General features: G+C 67.5%; 22 protein-coding genes and 1 pseudogene. 6 read left to right on the top strand and 17 right to left on the bottom strand.

The genetic code is table 11. The features are described 5' to 3' along the window. Window positions 1-14 precede the first annotated feature (14 nt). Both ftsH and rlmE read right to left on the bottom strand, forming a co-directional pair. The gene (gene ftsH, locus BM214_RS03370; RefSeq protein WP_090483800.1) at window positions 15-1,928 is read right to left on the bottom strand and encodes an ATP-dependent zinc metalloprotease FtsH; all 1,914 of its coding nucleotides are present in this window, start codon (window positions 1,926-1,928) and stop codon (window positions 15-17) included. Between the two features lie 44 nt (window positions 1,929-1,972). Continuing rightward, window positions 1,973-2,596 (bottom strand): 23S rRNA (uridine(2552)-2'-O)-methyltransferase RlmE, encoded by a 624-nt coding sequence (gene rlmE / locus BM214_RS03365; RefSeq protein ID WP_090483799.1) that lies wholly within the window; start codon window positions 2,594-2,596, stop codon window positions 1,973-1,975. A 97-nt stretch (window positions 2,597-2,693) separates the two neighbouring features. On the opposite strand from rlmE, the gene yhbY reads away from it, so the two are divergent. Then, window positions 2,694-2,984, top strand: coding sequence for a ribosome assembly RNA-binding protein YhbY (gene yhbY / locus BM214_RS03360; RefSeq protein WP_090483798.1), 291 nt, complete (start codon window positions 2,694-2,696; stop codon window positions 2,982-2,984). Between the two features lie 40 nt (window positions 2,985-3,024). Here yhbY and greA read toward each other — a convergent pair whose 3' ends face one another. From greA to hrcA, 8 genes are all read right to left on the bottom strand, one after another. After that, window positions 3,025-3,501 carry a transcription elongation factor GreA gene (greA, locus tag BM214_RS03355; protein ID WP_090483797.1) on the bottom strand — a complete coding sequence of 159 codons (477 nt, stop codon included), beginning with the start codon at window positions 3,499-3,501 and terminating at the stop codon, window positions 3,025-3,027. Further along, window positions 3,498-6,731 carry a carbamoyl-phosphate synthase large subunit gene (gene carB, locus BM214_RS03350; RefSeq protein ID WP_090483906.1) on the bottom strand — a complete coding sequence of 1,078 codons (3,234 nt, stop codon included), beginning with the start codon at window positions 6,729-6,731 and terminating at the stop codon, window positions 3,498-3,500. The genes greA and carB overlap by 4 nt, the downstream gene beginning before the upstream one ends. Window positions 6,732-6,828: 97 nt before the next feature. Then, window positions 6,829-7,962: a glutamine-hydrolyzing carbamoyl-phosphate synthase small subunit gene (gene carA / locus BM214_RS03345; protein WP_177217566.1), complete on the bottom strand. Its 1,134-nt coding sequence runs from the start codon at window positions 7,960-7,962 to the stop codon at window positions 6,829-6,831. 145 nt (window positions 7,963-8,107) lie between these two features. Continuing rightward, window positions 8,108-8,917 (bottom strand): 4-hydroxy-tetrahydrodipicolinate reductase, encoded by an 810-nt coding sequence (dapB, locus tag BM214_RS03340; protein WP_090483795.1) that lies wholly within the window; start codon window positions 8,915-8,917, stop codon window positions 8,108-8,110. Then, a complete protein-coding gene (gene dnaJ, locus BM214_RS03335; protein WP_090483794.1) occupies window positions 8,914-10,062 on the bottom strand; it encodes a molecular chaperone DnaJ in 1,149 nt (382 codons plus the stop codon). Before dnaJ ends, dapB begins: the two co-directional genes overlap by 4 nt. Window positions 10,063-10,230: 168 nt before the next feature. Next, the gene (gene dnaK, locus BM214_RS03330; RefSeq protein ID WP_090483793.1) at window positions 10,231-12,171 is read right to left on the bottom strand and encodes a molecular chaperone DnaK; all 1,941 of its coding nucleotides are present in this window, start codon (window positions 12,169-12,171) and stop codon (window positions 10,231-10,233) included. A gap of 88 nt (window positions 12,172-12,259) precedes the next feature. Further along, window positions 12,260-12,850 carry a nucleotide exchange factor GrpE gene (grpE, locus tag BM214_RS03325; RefSeq protein WP_090483792.1) on the bottom strand — a complete coding sequence of 197 codons (591 nt, stop codon included), beginning with the start codon at window positions 12,848-12,850 and terminating at the stop codon, window positions 12,260-12,262. 93 nt (window positions 12,851-12,943) lie between these two features. Continuing rightward, window positions 12,944-14,002 (bottom strand): heat-inducible transcriptional repressor HrcA, encoded by a 1,059-nt coding sequence (gene hrcA / locus BM214_RS03320; protein WP_090483791.1) that lies wholly within the window; start codon window positions 14,000-14,002, stop codon window positions 12,944-12,946. Between the two features lie 128 nt (window positions 14,003-14,130). Here hrcA and BM214_RS03315 point away from each other — a divergent pair, with 128 nt between their 5' ends. From BM214_RS03315 to recN, 3 genes and pseudogenes are all read left to right on the top strand, one after another. Continuing rightward, complete coding sequence (locus BM214_RS03315) at window positions 14,131-15,012, top strand: NAD(+) kinase (protein ID WP_090483790.1); 882 nt, start codon at window positions 14,131-14,133, stop codon at window positions 15,010-15,012. Between the two features lie 127 nt (window positions 15,013-15,139). Continuing rightward, window positions 15,140-15,253: pseudogene (locus BM214_RS12945) on the top strand (Y-family DNA polymerase); the annotation flags it as partial. A 200-nt stretch (window positions 15,254-15,453) separates the two neighbouring features. Further along, window positions 15,454-17,163, top strand: a complete 1,710-nt coding sequence (gene recN / locus BM214_RS03305; RefSeq protein ID WP_090483789.1) for a DNA repair protein RecN — start codon at window positions 15,454-15,456, stop codon at window positions 17,161-17,163. Here recN and fur read toward each other — a convergent pair. Then, window positions 17,130-17,573, bottom strand: coding sequence for a ferric iron uptake transcriptional regulator (gene fur, locus BM214_RS03300; RefSeq protein WP_090483788.1), 444 nt, complete (start codon window positions 17,571-17,573; stop codon window positions 17,130-17,132). The genes recN and fur overlap by 34 nt on opposite strands. Window positions 17,574-17,686: 113 nt before the next feature. Between fur and BM214_RS03295 the strand changes: the two genes are divergently transcribed. Continuing rightward, window positions 17,687-18,013, top strand: coding sequence for an outer membrane protein assembly factor BamE (locus tag BM214_RS03295; RefSeq protein ID WP_090483787.1), 327 nt, complete (start codon window positions 17,687-17,689; stop codon window positions 18,011-18,013). Between the two features lie 19 nt (window positions 18,014-18,032). Here BM214_RS03295 and BM214_RS03290 read toward each other — a convergent pair whose 3' ends face one another. The 3 genes from BM214_RS03290 to BM214_RS03280 are packed head-to-tail and all read right to left on the bottom strand — an operon-like array spanning window position 18,033 to window position 20,163. Then, entirely contained in the window at window positions 18,033-18,332 is a 300-nt protein-coding gene (locus BM214_RS03290; protein ID WP_090483786.1) for an RnfH family protein, read from the bottom strand. Continuing rightward, a complete protein-coding gene (locus BM214_RS03285) occupies window positions 18,319-18,756 on the bottom strand; it encodes a type II toxin-antitoxin system RatA family toxin (protein WP_090483785.1) in 438 nt (145 codons plus the stop codon). Before BM214_RS03285 ends, BM214_RS03290 begins: the two co-directional genes overlap by 14 nt. Before the next feature lie 12 nt (window positions 18,757-18,768). Beyond that, on the bottom strand, window positions 18,769-20,163 hold the full coding sequence (locus BM214_RS03280; protein ID WP_090483784.1) for a sodium-dependent transporter: 1,395 nt from the start codon (window positions 20,161-20,163) through the stop codon (window positions 18,769-18,771). A 117-nt stretch (window positions 20,164-20,280) separates the two neighbouring features. Between BM214_RS03280 and smpB the strand changes: the two genes are divergently transcribed. Beyond that, window positions 20,281-20,757, top strand: coding sequence for an SsrA-binding protein SmpB (gene smpB, locus BM214_RS03275; protein ID WP_090483783.1), 477 nt, complete (start codon window positions 20,281-20,283; stop codon window positions 20,755-20,757). A 15-nt stretch (window positions 20,758-20,772) separates the two neighbouring features. Here smpB and dnaQ read toward each other — a convergent pair whose 3' ends face one another. From dnaQ to BM214_RS03260, 3 genes are all read right to left on the bottom strand, one after another. Continuing rightward, entirely contained in the window at window positions 20,773-21,498 is a 726-nt protein-coding gene (dnaQ, locus tag BM214_RS03270) for a DNA polymerase III subunit epsilon (protein WP_090483782.1), read from the bottom strand. Window positions 21,499-21,577: 79 nt separating this feature from the next. Continuing rightward, a complete protein-coding gene (rnhA, locus tag BM214_RS03265; RefSeq protein ID WP_090483781.1) occupies window positions 21,578-22,036 on the bottom strand; it encodes a ribonuclease HI in 459 nt (152 codons plus the stop codon). After that, entirely contained in the window at window positions 22,029-22,790 is a 762-nt protein-coding gene (locus tag BM214_RS03260) for a class I SAM-dependent methyltransferase (protein ID WP_090483780.1), read from the bottom strand. The genes rnhA and BM214_RS03260 overlap by 8 nt, the downstream gene beginning before the upstream one ends. Window positions 22,791-23,022 lie beyond the last annotated feature (232 nt).

Below are 23,022 nucleotides of genomic sequence, written 5' to 3'. Positions count from 1 at the left end.
CGGGAAGGGAATCCTCAGGTCTGACTGGCGGGACCGCCGATGATCCCCTTGGCCTCGCCCTCGTCTTCGTCCCGGCTGCGGGAGCCGTCCTCGGGCTCCTTGCCGCTCCAGCCATCGGGATCCCGGGGCTCGCGCCCGTCCATGATGTCGTTGATCTGGTCCAGGTCGATGGTCTCGTACTTCATCAGGGCCTGGGCCATGGTATGGAGCTTGTCCAGGTTCTCGTTGAGGATGTTCCGTGCCCGCTCGTAGTTGGAATCGATGATGCGGCGGATCTCCTCGTCGATGGCGTGGGCCGTCTCGTCGGACATCTGCTTGTGCTGGGTCACCTGCCGGCCCAGGAAGACCTCCCCTTCGTCCTCGCCGTAGGAAAGCGGTCCCAGGCGGTCGGAGAGGCCCCACTTGGTGACCATGTTCCGGGCGATGGAGGTGGCCCGCTCGATATCGTTGGAGGCGCCCGTGGTCACCTTGTCCGAGCCGAAGATGATCTCCTCGGCGATACGGCCGCCGAACAGGGAGCAGATCTGGCTCTCCAGGCGGGTCTTGCTGTGGCTGTAGCGGTCCTCGTCCGGGAGGAACATGGTCACCCCCAGGGCCCGCCCGCGGGGGATGATGCTCACCTTGTAGACCGGATCGTGCTCCGGCACCAGGCGGCCGACGATGGCATGTCCGGCCTCGTGGTAGGCGGTGAGCTTCTTCTCGTCCTCGCTCATCACCATGGACTTGCGCTCGGCGCCCATCATGATCTTGTCCTTGGCGCGCTCGAAGTCGATCATCTCCACGAGGCGCTTATTGGCCCGCGCCGCGAACAGGGCCGCCTCGTTCACCAGGTTGGCCAGATCGGCCCCGGAGAAGCCGGGGGTGCCCCGGGCGATGAGGTCGCTGCGCACGTTCTCGGCCAGGGGCACCTTGCGCATGTGCACCTTGAGGATCTGCTCGCGGCCACGCACGTCCGGCAACGGCACCACCACCTGGCGGTCGAAACGCCCGGGGCGCAGCAGGGCCGGGTCCAGCACGTCGGGACGGTTGGTGGCGGCGATGACGATGATGCCCTCACTGCCCTCAAAGCCGTCCATCTCCACCAGCAGCTGGTTCAGGGTCTGCTCGCGCTCGTCATGGCCGCCGCCCAGGCCGGCGCCGCGATGACGGCCCACGGCGTCGATCTCGTCGATGAAGATGATGCAAGGGGCATGCTTCTTGGCCTGATCGAACATGTCCCGCACCCGGGAGGCCCCCACCCCGACGAACATCTCCACGAAATCGGAGCCGGAGATGCTGAAGAAAGGCACCTTGGCCTCACCGGCGATGGCCTTGGCCAGCAGGGTCTTGCCCGTGCCCGGGGAACCCACCATGAGCACCCCGCGGGGGATGGTGCCGCCCAGTTTCTGGAACTTGCTGGGATCCCGCAGGAAGTCCACCAGCTCGGACACCTCCTCCTTGGCCTCGTCGCAGCCGGCCACGTCGCCGAAGGTGACCTTCACCTGGTCCTCGCTCATCATGCGGGCCTTGCTCTTACCAAAGGACATGGCCCCGCGGCCGCCGGCGCCGCCCTGCATCTGCCGCATGAAGTAGATCCACACGGCGATGAGCAGCAGGAAGGGGAACCAGCTGATGAGGATCTCGGTGAGCAGGGAACGCTGGGCGGGCTCGTCCACCCGGATCTCCACGTTATTGGAGAGCAGATCCCCGATGAGCCCGGGGTCGTTGGGGGCATGGGTGGTGAACTGCTCGCCATCGATGCCACGCCCCTCGATGGTCTTGCCCTCGATATAGACGCTGTCCACCTGGCCACGCTTCACCTCCTCGAGGAAGTGGGAGTAGGACCAGGAACGGGTCTCGGTCTGGGTCGGCGTGAAGTTGTTGAACACCGACATCAGCACGACGGCAATGACCGCCCAGATAATCAGGTTTTTCACCAGTTCGTTCAAGGGTCTACCTCGACTTGTCCGTCTTGTGCACCATGCAATCGACCTTACACCAGTTTGAGGCCCTTGGCCAACGCGTAGACCTCCCTGGAGCGGGCGCGCGAGGCCCCCGGTTTGCGCATCTGCACCCTGTCGAACCGGCTGCGCAGCGTCTTCAGGTAGGCATCGAACCCCTCGCCCTGGAAGAGTTTGACCAGGAAGTCCCCCCCGGGTTTCAACGTGCGTTCGGCGGTGTCCAGGGCCAGCTCCGCCAGGTGCATGGACCGGGGCTGATCCACGGCGTCCACGCCGCTGAAGTTGGGGGCCATGTCCGAGAGCACCAGGTCCGCGGGACGTTCCCCCAAGGCCTGGAGCACCGCCGCAAGCACCGCCTCCTCACGAAAATCCCCCTGGATGAAGGTCACCCCCGGGAGCGGGTCCATGGCCAACAGGTCCGAGGCCACCACGGCCCCGCTACCCCCGACGCGGGAGGCGGCGTACTGACTCCAGCCGCCGGGGGCCGCCCCCAGGTCCAGCACGTGCATGCCGGGACGCAGGAGGCGGTCGCGGGTATCGATCTCCTGCAGCTTGTACACGGCCCGGCAGCGCCAGCCCGATTCCTGGGCCTGCTGCACATACCGGTCGCTGAAATGCTCTTTGAGCCAGCGCCTGCTGCTCTTGCTGCGAGACATGACGGATTCATTCCCCTGTGATGGCGGAGGCTGTAGCCGTGGCGACGGCATGCTAGACTCGCGCCCCCTTCTGCACACCCATGGGACCACGCTTCACATGCTCAATGACCGACAGATCAAACACCTGCGCACCCTGGCCCACGCGCGCAAGCCGGTGGTGATGCTGGGGCGCCACGGCCTCACCGAGGCGGTCCTGGAGGAGATCCAGGGGGCCCTGGACCATCACGAACTGATCAAGGTAAAGGTGGCGGCGGGGGATCGGGCGCAACGGGACGCGGCGGTGGCCCGCATCTGCGAAGAGACCGGGGCCCTGCTGGTGCAGCGGGTGGGCCATGTGGCCACCCTCTTCCGGCGCAACCCGGAAAAACCCCGGGTCGATCTCCCCTGAGGGGTCCCGGGACGGATCCAGCCCGCCCCGGGATGGGCGGTCAGATGTACTTCACCGCCACGATCTCGTAGTGCTTCTCCCCCCCGGGGGCGTTGAAGGTGATCTCATCCCCTTCTTCCTTGCCGATGAGGGCCCGGGCGATGGGGGAGTTGACGGAGATCAGACCCGACTTGATGTCCGCCTCGTCGTCCCCCACGATCTGGTAACTCACCTCCTTGTCGGTATCCAGGTCCAGCAGTTCCACCGTGGCGCCGAAGACCACCTTGCCGCCGGCATTGAGGGTCTTCACGTCGATGATCTGGGCGTTGGCCAGCTTGTTCTCCAGCTCCTGGATGCGCCCCTCGATGAAGCCCTGCTGCTCCCGGGCGGCATGGTATTCCGCGTTTTCCTTCAGGTCACCGTGCTCGCGGGCCTCGGCGATGGCGGCGATGACCCGCGGACGCTCCTCGCTCTTGAGGCGCTGCAATTCGGCCTTGATGAGTTCGGCCCCACGGACCGTCAGTGGCGTCTTGCTCATGCCAGATGCTCCAGGTTTTCCTTATGCATGGCCTGCAGGCAGTACACGTTCTCGTCGGTGAGATAATCCAGGGCCGCCACCGTGGCATGGGCACCGGCCAGGGTGGTGGTATAGGTCACCTTGTGCTGCAGGGCCTCGCGGCGGATGGTGTAGGAATCGGCGATGGCCTGGCGCCCCTCCGTGGTGTTGATGATCAGGCTGATCTCGTCGTTCTTGATGCGGTCCACGATATGGGGACGGCCCTCGGTCACCTTATTGATGGGCTCGCAGTCGATGCCCGCTGCCCGCAGGACCTGGGCCGTGCCCTTGGTGGCGATGAGCTGGAAGCCCTTCTCGCTCAGGGCCTGGGCCATGGGTACCACCCCCTCCTTGTCGGCGTCGCGCACGCTGATAAAAGCAGTGCCGGACCCGGGCAGGGTGACGCCGGCCCCCAGCTGGCTCTTGGCGAAGGCCTCGGGGAAACTGCGCCCCACCCCCATGACCTCGCCGGTGGACTTCATCTCCGGCCCCAGGATGGGGTCCACACCGGGGAACTTGATGAACGGGAACACCGCCTCTTTGACGCAGTAGTACTGCGGCCGGATGGCCCGGGTCACCCCCTGCTCCGCCAGGCTGCGCCCGGCCATGCAGCGGGCGGCGATCTTGGCCAGGGGCATGCCGATGGCCTTGGAAACGAAGGGCACGGTGCGCGAGGCCCGGGGGTTCACCTCCAGCACGAAGATGCGGTCGCCCCCCTGCACGGCAAACTGGGTGTTCATCAGGCCCACCACGTTCAGGCCCAGGGCCATCTTGCGCACCTGCTCGGCGATCCGCTCCTGCAGCTCCATGCTCAGGCTGTAGGGGGGCAGGGAACAGGCGGAGTCGCCGGAGTGCACCCCGGCCTGCTCGATGTGCTGCATGATGCCGCCGATGACCACGTCCTTGCCGTCACAGACGGCGTCCACGTCCACCTCCACGGCATCATCCAGGAAACGGTCCAGAAGCACAGGCGCGTCGTTGGACACCTGCACGGCATCGCGCATGTAGCGGCGCAGGTCGGTCTCGTTGTAGACGATCTCCATGGCGCGGCCGCCCAGGACGTAGGAGGGGCGCACCACCACGGGGAAGCCGATGGCCTCGGCGTGGCGCACCGCCTCCTCCACGCTGCGGGCCGTGCGGTTGGGCGGCTGGATCAGGTCCAGGTCATGGATCAGGTTCTGGAAGCGCTCCCGGTCCTCCGCCAGGTCGATGCTGTCGGGGGTGGTGCCGATGACCGGCGCGCCGGCGGCCTCCAGGTCCCGGGCCAGCTTCAGCGGGGTCTGCCCGCCGAACTGGATGATGATCCCCTTGGGCCGCTCCAGGTGCACGATCTCTAGCACGTCCTCCAGGGTCAGCGGCTCGAAGAACAGCCGGTCGGAGGTGTCGTAGTCGGTGGAGACGGTCTCCGGATTGCAGTTGACCATGAGGGTCTCATAACCGTCCTCGCGCATGGCCAGGGCGGCGTGCACGCAGCAGTAATCGAACTCGATCCCCTGGCCGATGCGGTTGGGGCCGCCGCCGAGGACCATGATCTTCTCGCGGCTGGAGGGCTCCGCCTCGCACTCCTCCTCGTAGCTGGAGTACATGTAGGCGGTGGTGGCGGCGAACTCGGCGGCGCAGGTGTCCACGCGCTTGTACACGGGATGCACCTTCAGGCCGTGACGGTACTCGCGCACGGTGCGCTCGGTCTCATCCAGCAGGGCCGCCAGGCGGCGGTCGGAAAAACCCCGCTGCTTGAGCCGGAACAGGGCCTCGGCGTCCAGGTCCTTGAGGGCGCGCCCCTTGAGGGACTGCTCCATCTCCACCAGTTCCTGGATCTGGGCCAGGAACCAGGGGTCGATCCAGGTCAGCTCGAAGACCTGCTCCAGGGAATACCCCATGCGGAAGGCGTCGGCCACGTACCAGATGCGCTCGGGACCCGGATCCGCCAGACGGCTGCGCACCAGGGTGTCGGCATCCTCACTGCCCGGATCCACCTTCTCGTTGAGGCCGTCATTGCCCGTCTCCAGGCTGCGCAGGGCCTTCTGGAAGGATTCCTGGAAGGTGCGGCCGATGGCCATGGCCTCGCCCACGGACTTCATCTGGGTGGTCAGCCGGGCCTCGGCGCTGGGGAACTTCTCGAAGGTGAAACGCGGGATCTTGGTGACCACGTAGTCGATGGACGGCTCGAAGGAGGCCGGGGTGACCCCGCCGGTGATCTCGTTGCGCAGCTCGTCCAGGGTGAAGCCCACCGCCAGCTTGGCCGCCACCTTGGCGATGGGGAAGCCGGTGGCCTTGGAGGCCAGGGCGGAGGAGCGGGAGACCCGGGGGTTCATCTCGATGACCACCAGGCGACCGTTCTCCGGGTTCACCGCGAACTGCACGTTGGAGCCGCCGGTGTCCACACCGATCTTGCGCAGCACCGCCAGGGAGGCATCGCGCATGATCTGGTATTCCTTGTCGGTGAGGGTCTGGGCCGGGGCCACGGTGATGGAATCCCCCGTGTGCACCCCCATGGGGTCCAGGTTCTCGATGGAGCAGATGATGATGCAGTTGTCCGCGCGGTCCCGCACCACCTCCATTTCGAACTCCTTCCAGCCCAGGATGGACTCCTCCACCTGCACCTCGTTCACCGGGGAGAGGTCCAGACCGCGCTTGACGATGTCCTCGTATTCCTCCCGGTTGTAGGCGATGCCGCCGCCGCTGCCCCCCATGGTGAAGGAGGGACGGATGATCACCGGGAAACCGATCTGCGGCTGCACCCGCTGGGCCTCCTCCCAGCTGTTCACCATGTAGGCCACGGGGCATTCCAGGCCGATCTCCGCCATGGCCTCGCGGAAGCGTTCCCGATCCTCGGCCATGTCGATGGCGTCCTCGCTGGCGCCGATGAGTTCCACACCGTGCTTCTCCAGCACCCCGTGCCGGGCCAGGTCCAGGGCGCAGTTCAGGGCCGTCTGCCCCCCCATGGTGGGCAGCACGGCATCGGGCTTCTCCCGCTCGATGATGCGCGCCACCACCTTCCAGTCCACCGGTTCGATGTAGACGGCGTCCGCCATCTCCGGGTCGGTCATGATGGTGGCGGGGTTGGAGTTCACCAGGATGACCCGGTAGCCCTCCTCGCGCAGGGCCTTGCAGGCCTGGGCGCCGGAATAGTCGAACTCGCAGGCCTGGCCGATGACGATGGGGCCGGCGCCGAGGATCAGGATGCTCTGAAGGTCGGTTCTCTTGGGCATGGAAGTCTTCTTACCGTGGACGACGCGGCGCATTGCGATGCACCGGTGGGCGGACGGGACCGGATCCGGGGTCCCGCACGGGCGGCGACCGGCGTGGCTAGGCGCCCCGGGCCCGCATCATGTCGATAAAGCGGTCGAACTGCGAGAGCACGTCGCCGGGGCCGGGACTGGCCTCCGGGTGGCCCTGGAAGCTCAGCGCCGGACGGTCCGTCAGTGCGATGCCCTGCAGCGTACCGTCGAAGAGCGAGCGGAAGGTGGGCCGCACATGCTCCGGCAGGGTGCCCTCGTCCAGGGCGAAGCCGTGGTTCTGGCTGGAGATCATCACCCGCCCGCTGTCCAGGTCCTGCACCGGGTGGTTGGCGCCGTGGTGGCCGAACTTCATCTTCACGGAGCGAGCACCGGTGGCCAGGCCCAGCAGCTGGTGGCCGAGACAGATGCCGAACACCGGCACCCGCGCCTCCAGCAGCTCGCGGATGGCCTGGATGGCATAGTCACAGGGCTCCGGGTCGCCGGGGCCGTTGGAGAGCAGGACACCGTCCGGCTTCAACTCCATCACCTCCGCGGCCGGGGTGCGGGCCGGCACCACCGTGACGCGGCAGCCCCGGTCCACCAGCAGGCGCAGCATGTTGCGCTTGGTGCCAAAATCATAGGCCACCACGTGATAGGGGCGGGATTCGGGGGCCGCACGATGCCCCTGCCCCAGGGCCCAGGTGCCCTCCTCCCACTCGTAGGGCTGCGCCGTGGTGGCCTGGGAGGCCAGGTCCATGCCCTTGAGCCCGGCGAAACCGCGGGCCGCCGCCAGGGCCCGGTCCGCGTCCACCTCGCCGGCCAGGATGCAGCCGTTCTGCGCCCCCTTCTCCCGCAGCAGGCGGGTGAGGCGGCGGGTGTCCACACCGGCGATGGCCACCACGCCGTGGCGCTGCAGGTACTCGGGCAGGCTCTCCGTGGCCCGCCAGCTGGAGATCCGCGGCGGCACATCCCGCACCACCAGCCCCGCCGCCTGCGGTGCCGGCGACTCCTCGTCCTCCGGGTTGACGCCGGTGTTGCCGATGTGGGGATAGGTGAGGGTCACCAGCTGACCCGAGTAGGAGGGATCGGTGAGGATCTCCTGGTACCCGGTCATGGCGGTGTTGAACACCACCTCGCCGACGGAGAGCCCTTGGACCCCCACCGCGATGCCGTGAAACAGACTGCCATCTTCCAGAGCCAACAGGGCGGGTGTGGTATTCAAGGGACCTCCGGCGGGCATGCAAACGGGGCGGGCCGGAGGCACCCGGCCAGCCCATGATGCGTGTCTAGGGAACGTCAGGATAACTCAATGGTAGCCGATTCCACTGGCCACTGTCCACGCCGCTCCGCTGCGGGCGGGAGGATCTTCAGCGCAGACCGAGCACGTCCTGCATGTCATAGAGCCCGGCGGGCCGGCCCTGCAGCCAGCGGGCGGCCCGCACCGCCCCACGGGCGAAGGTCATGCGGCTGGAGGCCTTGTGGCTGATCTCCACCCGCTCCCCCGAGCCGGCGAACATCACCGTATGTTCGCCCACGATATCCCCGGCGCGGATGGTCTCGAAGCCGATGCTGCGCCGGTCGCGCTCACCGGTGACCCCCTCCCGGCCATAGACCGCGCATTCCTTCAGATCCCGCCCCAGGGCCGAGGCCACCACCTCACCCATGCGCAGGGCCGTGCCCGAGGGGGCATCCACCTTGTGGCGGTGATGGGCCTCCACGATCTCCACATCCACCTCGTCCCCCAGGATGCGGGCGGCGGTATCCAAAAGCTTCAAGCAGAGATTGACCCCCACGCTCATGTTGGGGGCGAACACCACCGGGATCTCCCGGGCGGCCTGCTCGATGGCGGCCTTCTGCGATGCATCGAAGCCGGTGGTGCCCAGCACCATGGCCCGGCCGTAGCGGCGGCAGACCTCCAGGTGGGCCAGGCTGCCCTCAGGGCGGGTGAAATCGATGACGGTGTCGAAGCGCCCCACGGCCGCCTCCAGCTCCGGCTCCAGGGTCACCCCCAGGGGGCCGACCCCGGCCATGGTCCCGGCGTCCGTTCCCACCAGACCGCTGCCGCTGCGTTCGGTGGCCACGGCCAGCTCCAGGTCCGGGGTCTCCTGCACGGCCTCGATCAGGACCCGCCCCATGCGGCCCCCGGCGCCGACGATGGCGATGCGGCTTGCGCTCATGTCTTTCTCCAGAATTTGAGGTCTTCAAAGAAGTGCTTGACGCCGTCCAGCCAGCCTTCCTGCTGCGGGCTGTGCTTCTTGCCCCCCGCCTTCATGCTGGCCTCCAGCTGCTGCAGCAGCTCCTTTTGCTCCTTGGTCAGATTGACGGGGGTCTCCACCCGGATGCTGCAGAGCATGTCCCCCTCTCCGCCCCCGTGGACGGAGCGCACCCCCTTGCCCCGCAGGCGGAACACGCGCCCGGTCTGGGTCTCGGCGGGGATCTTCAGGGCCACGCGGCCCTTGAGGGTGGGGATCTCCAGCTCCCCGCCCAGGGCGGCAGTGGCGAAGCTGATGGGGACCTCGCAATAGAGATCGTTGCCCTTGCGGGTGAAGATCTTGTGGGGCTTGACGTGGATCTGCACGTACAGGTCCCCGGCGGGGCCGCCGTGCACCCCGGCCTCCCCCTCGCCGGAGAGGCGGATGCGGTCGCCGCTGTCCACCCCCGGGGGTACGGTCACCGTCAGGGTGCGCCGCTCCTCCACCCGGCCCTGGCCGCGGCAGGTGGGGCAGGGTTTGGGGATGATCTTGCCGGTGCCCCGGCAGTGGGGACAGGTCTGCTGCACGGAGAAGAACCCCTGCTGCATGCGCACCCGCCCCACCCCGCCGCAGGTCTGGCAGGTCTCGGGGCTGGTGCCCGGGGCGGCCCCGCTGCCGCCGCAAGTCTCGCAGACCACCAGCGTGGGCACGCGGATCTTCACGTCCGTGCCGAAGACGGCCTCTTCCAGGGACAATTCCAGATTGTACTGCAGGTCGGACCCGCGGAAGGCCCCGCTGCCGCCACGACCCCCGGCACCGCCGAAGATGTCGCCGAAGATGTCCTCGAAGATGTCGCTGAAGCTGGCCCCACCGGCGGCGGCGCCCCCAGCACCGCGCGCGGCCCCGTCCACGCCGGCATGGCCGAACTGATCATAGGCGGCGCGCTTGCGGGGATCGGAGAGGACATCGTAGGCCTCGCGGGCCTCCTTGAACCGGTCCTCCGCCTCCTTGTCCCCGGGGTTGCGGTCCGGGTGGTATTTCATGGCCAATCTTCGGAAGGCCTTCTTGAGCGCGTCCTCGCTGGCGTTCTTCGCCACCCCCAGGACTTCGTAGTAATCGCGTTTTGCCATGGTCTGCGTGGCTCACTCAGAAACGGTAAAGCCCGCGGGCCAGCAGCGCCCATATGGGGCGCCGCCGGCCAACGGACCTGGGTTCACGGCTGCAGGCGGACCCGCGGGTCCGCCTGCCCGATGCGGCCCCAAGCGCGGGGAACGGGACCGCCCGCCCCCCGCTGGGGCTCACTTCTTCTTGTCGTCCACTTCCTCGAACTCCGCGTCCACCACATCGTCCTGAGCGGATTGCTGCTGGCCGCCGGAGGCCTGGGCACCAGCCTCGCCGCCGGTGGCGGCTCCCTCGGCGCCCTGCTGGGCATACATGCGCTCGGCCAGTTTACCCGAGGCCTCGGTCAGCTTCTGGGTCTTGGCCTCGATGTCCGCCTGGTCGCTGCCCTTCATGGCCTCACGCAGCTCGCCGATGGCCGACTCGATGGCGCTCTTCTCCGAGGCCTCCACCTGATCGCCCATCTCGCCCAGGGTCTTCTCCACGGAATGGATCAGGTTGTCCGCCTGGTTGCGCGCCGCCACCAGCTCCTGGAAGCGCTTGTCCTCCTCGGCATGGGCCTCCGCGTCCTTCACCATCTGCTCGATCTCCTCCTCGCTCAGCCCCGAGGAGGCCTTGATGACGATCTTGTTCTCCTTGCCGGTGGCCTTGTCCTTGGCGGAGACATGGAGGATGCCGTTGGCGTCGATGTCGAAGGTGACCTCGATCTGCGGCACGCCCCGGGGCGCCGGCGGGATGTCCGTCAGGTCGAAACGGCCCAGGGACTTGTTGGCGCTGGCCTGTTCCCGCTCCCCCTGCAACACGTGCACCGTCACCGCCGTCTGGTTGTCCTCCGCCGTGGAGAACACCTGGTTGGCCTTGGTGGGGATGGTGGTGTTCTTCTCGATGAGCTTGGTCATGACGCCGCCCAGGGTCTCGATACCCAAAGACAGCGGGGTCACGTCCAGGAGCAGCACGTCCTTGACATCGCCGCCCAGCACGCCGGCCTGGATGGCGGCACCGATGGCCACGGCCTCGTCGGGGTTCACGTCACGGCGCGGCTCCTTGCCGAAGAAGTCCTTCACCGCCTCCTGCACCTTGGGCATGCGGGTCTGGCCGCCCACCAGGATCACGTCGTCCACCTGGGACACGGACAGGCCGGCGTCCTTCAGGGCCATCTTGCAGGGCTCGATGGTGCGCTTGATCAGCTCCTCCACCAGGGCTTCCAGCTTGGCCCGGGAGACCTTGAGATTCAGGTGCTTGGGCCCGGTGTTATCGGCCGTGATATAGGGCAGGTTCACCTCCGTCTGCTGGCTGGAGGAGAGCTCGATCTTGGCCTTCTCGGCGGCCTCCTTGAGGCGCTGCATGGCCAGGGGATCGCCCTTGAGGTCGATGCCCTGCTCCTTCTTGAACTCGGAGGCCAGGTAGTCGATCAGGCGGGTGTCGAAGTCCTCGCCCCCCAGGAAGGTGTCCCCGTTGGTGGCCAGCACCTCGAACTGGTGCTCCCCGTCCACCTCGGCGATCTCGATGATGGAGATGTCGAAGGTGCCGCCGCCCAGGTCATAGACCGCCACCTTGCGGTCGCCGCGCTTCTTGTCCAGGCCGTAGGCCAGGGCCGCCGCGGTGGGCTCGTTGATGATGCGCTTCACCTCGAGACCGGCGATCTTGCCCGCGTCCTTGGTGGCCTGGCGCTGGGAGTCGTTGAAGTAGGCGGGCACGGTGATCACCGCCTCGGTGACCTCTTCACCCAGGTAGTCCTCGGCGGTCTTCTTCATCTTCTGCAGCACGCGGGCGGAGATCTCCGGCGGGGCCATCTTCTTGCCGCGCACCTCCACCCAGGCGTCGCCGTTGTCCGCCTTGATGATCTTGTAGGGCACCATGTCGATGTCCTTTTGCACCTCCGGCTCCTCGAAGCGGCGGCCGATGAGGCGCTTGACGGCGAACAGGGTGTTCTCGGCGTTGGTGACCGCCTGGCGCTTGGCGGACTGCCCCACCAGCACCTCGCCGTCTTCAGTGAAGGCCACGATGGAGGGGGTGGTGCGGGCGCCTTCGGCGTTCTCCAGGACCTTGGGGGACCCCCCTTCCATGACGGCAACGCAGGAGTTGGTGGTGCCCAGGTCGATACCGATCGTCTTACCCATGGTGATTCTCCAGAACTTGCGTGAATTTCAAATCAATGACGGAATGCTTCCGGACCTGACGCAGAGGTGGGGGGCGATGCGGCGCTTTTCAACCCCCCTGCCCCTCCCCGCCCTGCTGACCGTCCCCCGACGGGGCACGGCTGACGATCACCATGGCGGGGCGCAGCAGGCGGTCATTGAGCAGATAGCCCTTCTGCAGCACGGTCATCACCGTATTGGGCTCCAGCTCGGCATTCTCCTGCATGGACATGGCCTGGTGGCGCTCCGGATCGAAGCGTTCCCCCTCGGGCATCACCTCCTGGATCCCCTGCTTCTCCATCACCTGCGTAAGCATCTTCAGGGTCAGTTCCGTGCCTTCGCGGATCTTTTCCACGTCGGTCTCCCCGCGGGCGGCGTCCACGCCCATCTCCAGGCTGTCGCGCACGGGCAGGAGCTCATTGGCGAATTTCTCCAGCGCATACTTATGGGCGTTCTCCACGTCCTTCTTCATGCGCTTGCGCAGGTTCTCCAGCTCCGCCTGGGCGCGTACCAGCTTGTCCCAGTGCTCCCGGGCCTCGTTCTGGGCCTCCTCCAACTGCTTGAGCAGGGTGGCGGGATTGAATTCCGCCGGCTGCGGCTCCTGGCCTTCCTCGGGGGCCTCCGGGGCCGGATTGCGGTCGGTCTGTTCCTCGTTCGCCATGGAAAACTCCGATCGGCTGTGCGTGAATCATGCGGCAAAGGGCCGGCTTCCGGCGCGGGCCGCCGGCCTGCCCCGATGCCCCCTATGTGGGAATCAATTCCTGGAATTCAAGGCCGCGCCCAGGAGCTTGGCGGTCACATCCACCACGGGGATGACGCGCTCATAGGCCATGCGCGTGGGACCGATGACCCCCAGCACCCCCAGCACCTGACCATCCACCTGGTAGGGGGCCGTGACGACGCTGCAGTCATCCAGCACCTCATGTCCCGACTCCTGGCCGATGAAGATCTGCACCCCCTGGGCATGGATGCAGTTATCCAGCAGGCCGAGCAGGTCCCGCTTCTGGTTGAAGGCCTCGAAGAGGTTGCGCAATTTGTCCACGCTGGAGAGTTCGGCATAGCCCATGAGATGGGTCTGACCGGTGAACACCACCTGCTCATCCCGGTCCTCGTCGCAAAAGGCCCGTTCCCCCAGTTGGATGGCGGCGAGCATGAGGGTGTTCATATGCTCGCGCACCGCCTTCATCTCCTGCAGGATCTGCTCCCGCGCCTGGCGCAGGTCCAGTCCCGCCAGGTGCTCGTTCAGGTAGTTGGCCATCTGCTGCAGCTCGCTGTGGGTATAGTCCCGGTCCAGCTGCAGGATGCGGTTCTGCACCTCGTTCTTGTTCATCACCAGGATGGCCAGCACCTGGCGCCCGGAGAGCTTGAGGAACTCGATCTGGCACAGGGCGGCGTGATCCCGCTTGGGCACCCGCACCATGCCCGCCATCTGGGTCACCGCCGAGAGCAGGTCCGAGGCCGACTCCACCAGGGAGCGGGTGTCCATCTCCGGGCTCAGACGCTCCTTGAGCAGACGCACCTCGTGGCTGTCCAGGGGCTTCACCTCCAGCAGCGAGTCCACGAAGAGGCGGTACCCCCGGGGGGTGGGCACCCGCCCCGCCGAGGTATGCGGGGAACTGACCAGACCCATCTCCTCCAGGTCCGCCATGACGTTGCGGATGGAGGCGGGGCTCAGGTCCAGCCCGCAGGTGCGCGCCAGGGTGCGCGACCCCACCGGCTGACCCTCCTGGACATAGTTCTCCACCAGGGCCCGCAACAACCGGCGGGCGCGGTCGTTGAGGGGGGGTTCGTTGGCGCGTTGGGATCGACTCATGGGGCCACCTTGGCACTCTCAGGCATGGAGTGCCAGTTGTGCATGGTACACAGCGGCCATGAACTGTCAAGAAAGCCCCGGCCCCGCTAGCCATACACTCGACGATAGGTTTCCACCATAATCCCCCCATGGCAGAGCATTTCGACACCATCGGCATCATCGCCAAGACCACGGACACCCGCCTGGCGGAGATCCTGCGCACCCTCATTGCACACCTGCGCCACCACCGGCGGCGCCTGCTCCTGGACCCCACCACGGTGGAACAGATCCGGGACATCCCGGACGGCGAGGCGGTGCAGCGGGAGGACATCGCCCGGGAGGCGGACCTGGCCATCGTGGTGGGGGGGGACGGCACCTTCCTGGCCGCCGCCCGCACCCTGGTGGACCACGGCGTCCCCCTGCTGGGGATCAATGCCGGCCGCCTGGGCTTCCTGGTGGATGTCTCCCCCCAGGAGATGCTGGGCCGGCTGGACGAGATCCTCTCGGGGCACTACATGGAGGACCACCGGCGCATGCTCCACGCCCGGGTGATGCGGGGGGAGCAGGAAGTGGCCCAGGGGGATGCCCTCAACGACGTGGTGCTGCATATCCGCGACGTGGTGCGCATGATCGAATTCGACACCTGGATCGACGGGCGTTTCGTCCACACCCAGCGGGCCGACGGCATGGTGGTGGCCACCCCCACCGGCTCCACGGCCTATGCCCTCTCCGGCGGTGGCCCCATCCTGAGCCCGGACCTGGACGCCGTGGTGCTGGTGCCCATCTGCCCCCACGGCCTCAGCCACCGCCCCCTGGTGGTCCCCGCCGGCAGCCGCGTGGAGATCGCCGTGAACGAGAACAGCCGCACCCGGGCACAGGCGGCCCTGGACGGACAGGACACCATCGACATGGAGCCCCTGGACCGCATCGTCATCCGCAGCAAGCCCCGCAAGCTGCGCCTGATCCACCCCCCGGGCTACGATTACCTGCAGATCCTGCGGGTGAAACTGGGCTGGGGGGAACAGCCCTGAGGCCGCCGGCGGCTTGCCATGTACTGGACAGGACGGAACGCATTCCTGACAATGCATACAGTTCATCGCCCCGCCACACGCCGCGTACCTGGCGGCAGTGCAGGCGGGAGGACCGGAGCCTGAACCCATGCATCCACCGCAGCGCCGCATCGCCCACCTGGACATGGACGCCTTCTACGCCTCCGTGGAACGGCTGCGCCGCCCGGAGCTGGCGGGTCTGCCGCTGGTGATCGGCGGGCGCGCCGCCCCGGGGGAGCGGCTGCGGCTTTTGGGGGTACGGGTCTCGGGTCTGACCCGCGCCCCCCAGCCCGCACCCCGCCAGCTGGAGCTGGACTGGCCCCCTTCCGGGGAGGCGGCATGACCCCCCGCCCCCGGCAGGGGTGCCGGATCCCGCCTGGCACGGCACCCATCCCGCAGCCATGAGAGCGAGCCCACAGCGCCATGCTCACCCACATCCACATCCGCGACTTTGCCATCATCGATGAGCTCTCCCTGGAGCTTGCACCCGGCATGACCGTCCTCACCGGCGAGACCGGGGCGGGCAAATCCATCCTCGTGGACGCCCTGGGGCTGGTGCTGGGGGACCGGGCGGACCCCTCGGTGGTGCGCCAGGGGGCCGATCGCGCCGAGGTGAGCGTACAGATGGACATCAGCGGCGAGGCGGCGGCCGCGCACTGGCTGCGGGAACAGGGGATGGACGATCAGGAATGCCTGCTGCGGCGGGTGGTGGGCCGGGACGGCCGCAGCCGGGCCTGGATCAACGGCTCCCCCACCACCCTGCAATCCCTGCGCACCCTGGGGGAGATGCTGGTGGACATCCACGGCCAGCATGCCCACCAGTCCCTCATGCGCCGGGAGGTACAGCGACGCATCCTGGATGACTACGCCGATCACCCGCAGCGGGTACAGGCCATGGCCGAGACCTACACCCACTGGCACCGGCTCCAGCGGCGGCTGGAGGGCCTGAGCGGTGAACAGGAGGCCCGGGAGGCCCGCCGGGAACTGCTGCGCTTCCAGGTGGAAGAACTGGACGGACTGGATCCCGCCCCGGGGGAATGGCAGCAACTGGAGGAGGAGCACCACCGCCTGGCCCACACCGGCCGCCTCCTGGAGGTGGCGGAGACCGCCTACCAGGCCCTGTATGCGGCGGATGGCAGCGTCGAGTCCACCCTGGGGCACACCTGCAGCGAACTGGAACAACTGCAGGGGCTGGATCACCGCCTGGATGACCCCCGTCAGCTGCTCACCAGCGCCCAGATCCAGATCCGCGAGGCCTGCGACGGTCTGCGCCGCTACGCCGACGGCCTGGAGGCGGACCCGGCACGGCTGCAGCACGTGGAGGGGCGCATGGCCGCATTCCAGGACCTGGCCCGCAAGCACCGGGTGGAACCGGAGGCGTTACCCCAGGTACGGGAGGACCTGGCCGCCGAGTTGGAGACCCTGGAGGGGGAAACGGGGGACCTGGCGTCCCTGGAGCAGGAAACGGCCAAGGCCCTGGAGGCCTGCCGCGAAGCGGCCGATGCCCTCAGCCAGTCCCGGCGCACCGCCGCCGGAACCTTCTCCGAGGCGGTCACCCGGGCGATGCAGGCCCTGGGCATGGAGGGGGGACGATTCGAATGCGCCGTGGAACCGGCGCAGGAGGCGCGCCTCACCCCCCAGGGCATGGACCATATCACCTTCCGCATCAGCGCCAACCCCGGGCAGCCCCTGCAACCCCTGGCCCGGGTGGCCTCCGGGGGGGAACTCTCGCGCATCAGTCTGGCCATCCAGATGATCGCCGCCCGCGCCCTGCCCACTGCCACGCTGATCTTCGACGAGGTGGACACGGGCATCGGCGGCGGCGTCGCCGAGGTGGTGGGACGCCAGCTACGCACCCTGGGCGCGCACCGCCAGGTCCTGTGCGTCACCCACCTGCCCCAGGTGGCGGCCCAGGGGCACCACCATCTGCAGGTATGCAAGGAGAAGGGCAGGGATCATACCGAGACCCGCATCCGCCCCCTGGAACGGGAGCAGAGGGTGGAGGAACTGGCGCGCATGCTGGGCGGGCTGGAGATCACCCGCCAGACCCTGGCCCATGCCCGGGAGATGATGGACCGGGCCGTGGAGGGCGACGGGGATCAGTCGTCATCTTCGTCCGTGTGCGTATCGTAGGGGCAGGCCTCATCCTTGCATTCGCCATAGATGATCAGGGCATGATCCTTGATCCGAAAACCACGCTCCTCGGCGATGGCCCGCTGGCGCTCCTCGATCACCGGGTCCACGAACTCCTCCACCCGGCCGCACTTGACGCAGACGATGTGATCGTGATGCCCTCCCCGCTCCAGTTCGAAGACCGCCTGATTGCCCTCGAAGTGGTGCCGGTTCACCAGGCCCGCCCCCTCGAATTGGGTCAGCACCCGATAGACGGTGGCCAGGCCGATCTCCTCTCCGGCCTCCAGCAACTGCCGGTAGATCATCTCCGCGCTGAGGTGGTGATCCTCCGCCCGCTCCAGGATCTCCAGGATCTTCACCCGCGGCAGGGTCACCTTGAGTCCGGCCTTTTTCAGTTCTTGGGTTTCCATGGAAATGCAGACTCCAGACGGGATCCCACCGCTCCCTAGTGTAGAATCGCCCGCGACAGATTGTGTGGCTGATCATTCATCTTGCAACTCACCGCCGCTTTTCGGACGCAATCATGGCAAGACTCATTCTTTATTCTACTCTCGTTTTCGGCCTGCTGCATGGATGCGGATCAAACCTGCTGACCGTGCACCGCCTGGACATCCAGCAGGGCAATGCCCTGGAGGAGGAGCGGGTGGAGCAGCTGCGCCGCGGGATGACGCCGGCACAGGTGCGCTTCCTCCTGGGGGAACCCCTGCTGCAGGACCCCTTCCACGGCGGAGAGCGCTGGGACTATGTGTACTACCTGAAGCGGGGGGACGGCCAGACGCAACGCCGCCGGGTGACGCTGCAGTTCCAGGACGGCCGCGTGGAGGCCATCCGCGGGCTGGAAGAGGGATGAACGGGAAGGCGGGGCGGGTTCAGGCCCCGCCCGCGGCCCGGCGGCGTCGGGCCGCCCGGGGATCGGCGATCAGGGGGCGATAGATCTCCACCCGGTCCCGGTCCCGCAAGGGGGCATCCAGCCGGGTGAGTTTTCCGTAGATCCCCACCTTATTGGCGGACAGATCGATCTCCGGGAAGCGCTCCAGGATCCCGGAGGCGCGGATGGCCTCCTCCACCGTGGCCTGCGGCGGCAACGTTACCTCCAGCACCGCCTGGTCCTCGGGCTTGGCGTAGGCCACCTCCACCTTCAGCCCTGTTCCTGCTTCAACGGACACCATAGACCTCCCGCGCTCGCCGCACGAAGGCCTCCACCAGGCTGTTGGCCACCTGATGGAAGACCGGCCCCACCACCGCACGCACCAGGCGGCTGGAGAACTCGAAATCCAGATCCAGCGCCACCCGGGTACGTCCGTCCTCCAGGGCATCGAAGCGCCAGAAGCCCTCCAGCTGCCGGAAGGGGCCCTCCACCAGCCGCATCTCGATCATCTTGTGCCGTTGCAGCCGGTTGCGGGTGGTGAAGGACTTGCGCACCGCCCCCTTGGCCAGCTCCACACTGGCCTTGACCTCGTCATCCCCGCGCTCCAGCACGGCGGCGGAACGGCACCCCGGCAGGAAGCGGGGATAGGACTCGACATCGTTCACCAGATCGAACATCTCCTGCGGGGTGTAGGGCACCACCGCCTGACGACTGATGGAGGACATGGCAGGCCCCGGCTAGATGAGATTCACGGCGTTGAGGAACACCAGCAGGATGCCCACCGGCGCCACGAATCGCAAGACGGCGTACCACCCCCGGAACAGCAGGCCCGTACCCACGCCCAGCTCGTCCTGGACCGAGCGGCGCGTCATGCGCCAGCCCACGAACAGGGCGATGAACAGCCCGCCCAGGGGCAGCAGGACGTTGGAGGTGAGGTAATCCATCATGGAGAAGATGGTGCCGCCGATGAAGACCGGCTCCTCACCCCCCAGGTCCAGATGGAAACCGATGGGCGAGGACCAGAGGTTGAAGGACAGCACCGTGCCGATGCCCAGGACCCAGGCCACGAGGCCGACGAGGACCGAGGCCTTGACCCGTTCCATGTCCCGGTTCTCCACCAGCCAGGCCACCGCCGGCTCCATGAGGGAGATGGAGGAGGTCCAGGCGGCCATCACCAGGAGGATGAAGAACAGGGTGCCGAAGATCACCCCCCCGGGCATCCCGGAGAAGGCCATGGGCAGGGTGACGAAGATCAGACCGGGGCCCTCATCCGGCTGCAGACCGCTGGCGAAGACGATGGGGAAGATGGCCACCCCGGCAAGGACGGCCACCAGGGTGTCCGCCGAGACCACGGTGGCGGAGGTGCGCATGATGGAGGCCCGGGAGCTGAGATAGGAGCCGTAGATCATGATGGCCCCCATGCCCAGACTCAGGGTGAAGAAGGCCTGGCCCATGGCCATGAGCACCACCTCGCCGTTGATCTTGCTGAAGTCCGGGGCGAAGAGGAAACGCATGCCTTCCGCGAAATGACCGATGGAGACGGCGTAGATCACCAGCACCAGGAGCAGGCCCAGCAGGGCCGGCATGAGGAACTTCACCGCCTGCTCCAGCCCCGAACGCACCCCACGGGCCACCACCAGCACGTTCATCACCATGAATACGGTATGCCAGGCCAGCAGGCGCTCCGGATCCGACACCAGACCTTCGAAGACCCCGCGCACCCCGTCCACGTCCAGGCCCGTGAAGGCCCCGCCCGCGGTACGAAAGACATAGGACAGGGACCAGCCGGCGATGACGCTGTAGAAGGAGAGGATCATGAAGGCCGCCGCCACGCCGAGCCAGCCGATCAGACTCCAGGCGCGGCTCAGCCCTTCCTCGTGGGACAGACTGGTCATGGTGTTGATGGGGCTCTGGCGGCCGCGCCGGCCCAGGAGGATCTCCCCGATCATCACCGGCAGACCGATGAGCAAGATGCACATCAAGTAGACCAGGACAAAGGCCCCGCCGCCGTTCTCGCCGGTGATATAGGGGAAGCGCCAGATGTTCCCCAGGCCCACCGCAGACCCGGTGGCCGCCAGCACGAAGGCCAGTTTCGACGACCACTGGCCATGGATCGAGGTTTCTTTTCTCATGGGCATCCTCCGAATGACTGCAATATTCTGAGGAAATTCCGTCCCGGTCTCAACGCCTGAGGGCCCCGGCCCCCTTGCGGATGGCTTTGCTTTCAAGGTCCAAAGTACAATGGCCCCATGAGCAAGAAACAGAAGAATACGGGCGGCGGCAACACCATCGCCCTCAACAAGAAGGCACGCCACGATTACTTCATCGAGGACCGCTACGAGGCCGGTCTGTCCCTGGAGGGCTGGGAGGTCAAGAGCCTGCGGGCGGGCCGTGCCCAGTTGAGCGAGAGCTACGTCCTCATCAAGAAGGGGGAGGCCTGGCTGCTGGGGGCCCATATCACCCCCCTGCCCACGGCCTCCACCCACATCTCCCCGGACCCCACGCGCACGCGCAAGCTCCTGCTCCACAGCGAGGAACTGAGCAAGCTCATCGGTCTGGTGGAGCGCCGTGGCTACACCCTGGTGCCCCTGGCCCTCTATTGGAAACGGGGCCGGGCGAAGCTGGAGGTGGGTCTGGCCAAGGGCAAGAAGGCCCATGACAAGCGGGCCGTGGAGAAGGAGCGGGACTGGCAGCGGGAGAAGGCCCGCACCCTCAAGATCCACTGAGGGCGGCGCGGCCCCTCACCAGGGCTCGGCGCAGCCCAGGCGCTCCAGCAGGCGGGCGTGGGCGGCAACCTCCCCCTCATCTGCACGGATCACCGCCAGCCGCGGCCGCTCCGCCGGCAGGCGGCGGATCCCCTCCGCGCCGGACTGCTGGCTGCTCACCTCCCCGTCCCCGCCCAGGGCAAGGGTCTTCTGTCCCCCGGTCATGGCCAGATAGACATCCGCCAGGATGCGGGCGTCCAGCAGCGCCCCGTGCAGATCGCGCCCGGAGTTGTCGATGTCGTAGCGCTTGCACAGGGCATCCAGGCTGTTGCGCTGCCCCGGATGCATCTGCCGCGCCAGGGCCAGGGAATCGATGATGCGACAATGATCCTCCACCCGCCCCCAGTCCCCTTCCAGCCGGGCCAGTTCGTGGTTGATGAAGCCCACGTCGAAGGGGGCGTTGTGGATGATCAATTCCGCGCCGCGGATGAATTCCAGGAAGGTGGCCGCCACGTCCGCGAAACGGGGCTTGTCCGCCAGGAACTCGTTGGTGATGCCGTGCACCTCCACGGCCCCGGCATCCACCTCCCGGTCCGGCTGCAGGTACTGGTGATAGTGCCGGCGCGTGGGCCGGCGGCGCACCAGCTCGACACAGCCGATCTCGATGATGCGGTGACCCTGGCTCGGCTCCAGGCCCGTGGTCTCCGTATCCAGGACCACCTGGCGGCTGGGGACATCGTCGTAGGGCGTATCGGTGGGCATGGGCTGGATGGATCGCTGGGGTATCGGCAAAGGGGGACAGTCGCTACAGGGGATCGGCGGGGGACAGGCCCGGGGCCCCTCACCCGGGGGCCGCGGCCCCCAGGGCATCGATGGCCTGGTTCGCCAGCCGGTCCGCCAGTTCGTTCTCCGGGTGGCCCGAATGGCCGCGCACCCAGTGCCAGGACACCTGGTGGCGCGAGGCCGCCGCATCCAGGCGCTGCCACAGGTCCTGATTCTTCACCGGCTGGCCGGCGGCGGTGCGCCAACCCCGGCGCTTCCAGTTGGGCATCCACTGGTTCACGCCGTTCTTCACGTACTGGGAGTCGGTGGTCAGGTGCACACGGCAGGGGCGCTTGAGGGTCTCCAGGGCCTGGATGGCCGCCATCAGTTCCATGCGGTTGTTGGTGGTCTCCGCCTCGCCCCCGCTGAGGTGTTTCTCCTGCCCGCGATAGCGCAGCACCGCCCCCCAGCCGCCGGGGCCAGGGTTGCCGCGGCAGGCCCCGTCGGTGTAGATCTCGACCTCTTGCGTCTCAGTCACGTTCTCTTCTCCTGCACACGGGGCGCACGAAACCGCCCGGCACCCAGGGGCGCGCGGCCCGCCAACGGGGGCGCACCGGGGTGAGGGTGGAGACCCGCTTGCGGGCCAGGATCATGTAGACCGACCCCACATAGGGCAGACGCCGACCACCCAGCCCCTGGATGATCTGCAACCGCCCCCGCAGGCCCGTCCCCCCCTCCGGCGCCCGCACCCCGGCATGGGCCAGGGCCATGATGTCGAATCCCAGCAAGGACAACCATTCCCGCACCCGCCGGGTACTGTAACAGGCCCCGGACCAGGGGATCCCGCCGCGGCGCGGCGGCACCCGCTGCCACAGCCCCACCGGGCTCAGGGGATTGAGCCCGAGGATGATGACATGCCCCTCCGGACGCAGGGTGCGTTCCACCTCCCGCAGCACCTGGTGGGGATCCAGGGCCCCGTCCAGGGTATGGGCCAGCAGGATCAGATCCAGGGTGTCTGCGGCCACCGGCAGGGCCTCCGGCAGGGCGCTCAGGTGCGCCCCGGGTTCGGGCAGGGCCTCCATGAGGAAGCGGCGGCCGATGCGGCTCCCCTCCAGCAGATCCACCCCGCTGCCCAGGTGACCGATCTGCAAGGCGTAATAGCCGAAGATCTGGGGCACGAACCGGTGCAGGTGACTGCGCATGGCCGTGAGCATCACCCGCCCCGCCGGGGCCGCGTACCAGGCCCGCAGATGCTGCTGACGCTGCACGATCGGATGCGTGGGGGATGGCATGGAGCGGGGCGCGGCCTCTTGCAGGGGGATCGACGTTCAAGGTTGAGCAGCCACACGGGCCCCGCTATCCTACCGTGCCCATGCCGAAGAGGAAAACGCTCGTCGCCGGGGCGGCCTGTACGGGGGTCTATCTGCTCCTGGCCGGGTGCGCCGCCCATCCCACTGCCCCGGACGATGGAGTTGCGCCTGTGGCGGCCCCTCCCGAGCCTCTGGAGGTGGAGCCGGAGCCCGT

This window comes from Ectothiorhodospira mobilis (genome assembly GCF_900114895.1).
Classification (GTDB): domain Bacteria; phylum Pseudomonadota; class Gammaproteobacteria; order Ectothiorhodospirales; family Ectothiorhodospiraceae; genus Ectothiorhodospira; species Ectothiorhodospira mobilis_A.
The sequence above is the reverse complement of the archived record's forward strand: the minus strand, read 5'-3'. Positions and strand labels throughout refer to the sequence as shown.

Excerpts from the sequence above, each read along its gene's own strand:
- yhbY (WP_090483798.1), top strand. The coding sequence starts at position 2,694 with ATGCTCAATGACCGACAGATCAAACACCTGCGCACCCTGGCCCACGCG.
- greA (WP_090483797.1), bottom strand. The coding sequence starts at position 3,501 with ATGAGCAAGACGCCACTGACGGTCCGTGGGGCCGAACTCATCAAGGCC.
- grpE (WP_090483792.1), bottom strand. The coding sequence starts at position 12,850 with ATGGCGAACGAGGAACAGACCGACCGCAATCCGGCCCCGGAGGCCCCC.
- fur (WP_090483788.1), bottom strand. The coding sequence starts at position 17,573 with ATGGAAACCCAAGAACTGAAAAAGGCCGGACTCAAGGTGACCCTGCCG.
- BM214_RS03260 (WP_090483780.1), bottom strand. The coding sequence starts at position 22,790 with ATGCCATCCCCCACGCATCCGATCGTGCAGCGTCAGCAGCATCTGCGG.
- BM214_RS03280 (WP_090483784.1), bottom strand. The coding sequence starts at position 20,163 with ATGAGAAAAGAAACCTCGATCCATGGCCAGTGGTCGTCGAAACTGGCC.
- rlmE (WP_090483799.1), bottom strand. The coding sequence starts at position 2,596 with ATGTCTCGCAGCAAGAGCAGCAGGCGCTGGCTCAAAGAGCATTTCAGC.
- carB (WP_090483906.1), bottom strand. The coding sequence starts at position 6,731 with ATGCCCAAGAGAACCGACCTTCAGAGCATCCTGATCCTCGGCGCCGGC.
- BM214_RS03315 (WP_090483790.1), top strand. The coding sequence starts at position 14,131 with ATGGCAGAGCATTTCGACACCATCGGCATCATCGCCAAGACCACGGAC.
- BM214_RS03290 (WP_090483786.1), bottom strand. The coding sequence starts at position 18,332 with ATGGTGTCCGTTGAAGCAGGAACAGGGCTGAAGGTGGAGGTGGCCTAC.
- smpB (WP_090483783.1), top strand. The coding sequence starts at position 20,281 with ATGAGCAAGAAACAGAAGAATACGGGCGGCGGCAACACCATCGCCCTC.
- hrcA (WP_090483791.1), bottom strand. The coding sequence starts at position 14,002 with ATGAGTCGATCCCAACGCGCCAACGAACCCCCCCTCAACGACCGCGCC.
- dapB (WP_090483795.1), bottom strand. The coding sequence starts at position 8,917 with ATGAGCGCAAGCCGCATCGCCATCGTCGGCGCCGGGGGCCGCATGGGG.
- BM214_RS03295 (WP_090483787.1), top strand. The coding sequence starts at position 17,687 with ATGGCAAGACTCATTCTTTATTCTACTCTCGTTTTCGGCCTGCTGCAT.
- dnaJ (WP_090483794.1), bottom strand. The coding sequence starts at position 10,062 with ATGGCAAAACGCGATTACTACGAAGTCCTGGGGGTGGCGAAGAACGCC.
- BM214_RS03285 (WP_090483785.1), bottom strand. The coding sequence starts at position 18,756 with ATGTCCTCCATCAGTCGTCAGGCGGTGGTGCCCTACACCCCGCAGGAG.
- recN (WP_090483789.1), top strand. The coding sequence starts at position 15,454 with ATGCTCACCCACATCCACATCCGCGACTTTGCCATCATCGATGAGCTC.
- dnaK (WP_090483793.1), bottom strand. The coding sequence starts at position 12,171 with ATGGGTAAGACGATCGGTATCGACCTGGGCACCACCAACTCCTGCGTT.
- dnaQ (WP_090483782.1), bottom strand. The coding sequence starts at position 21,498 with ATGCCCACCGATACGCCCTACGACGATGTCCCCAGCCGCCAGGTGGTC.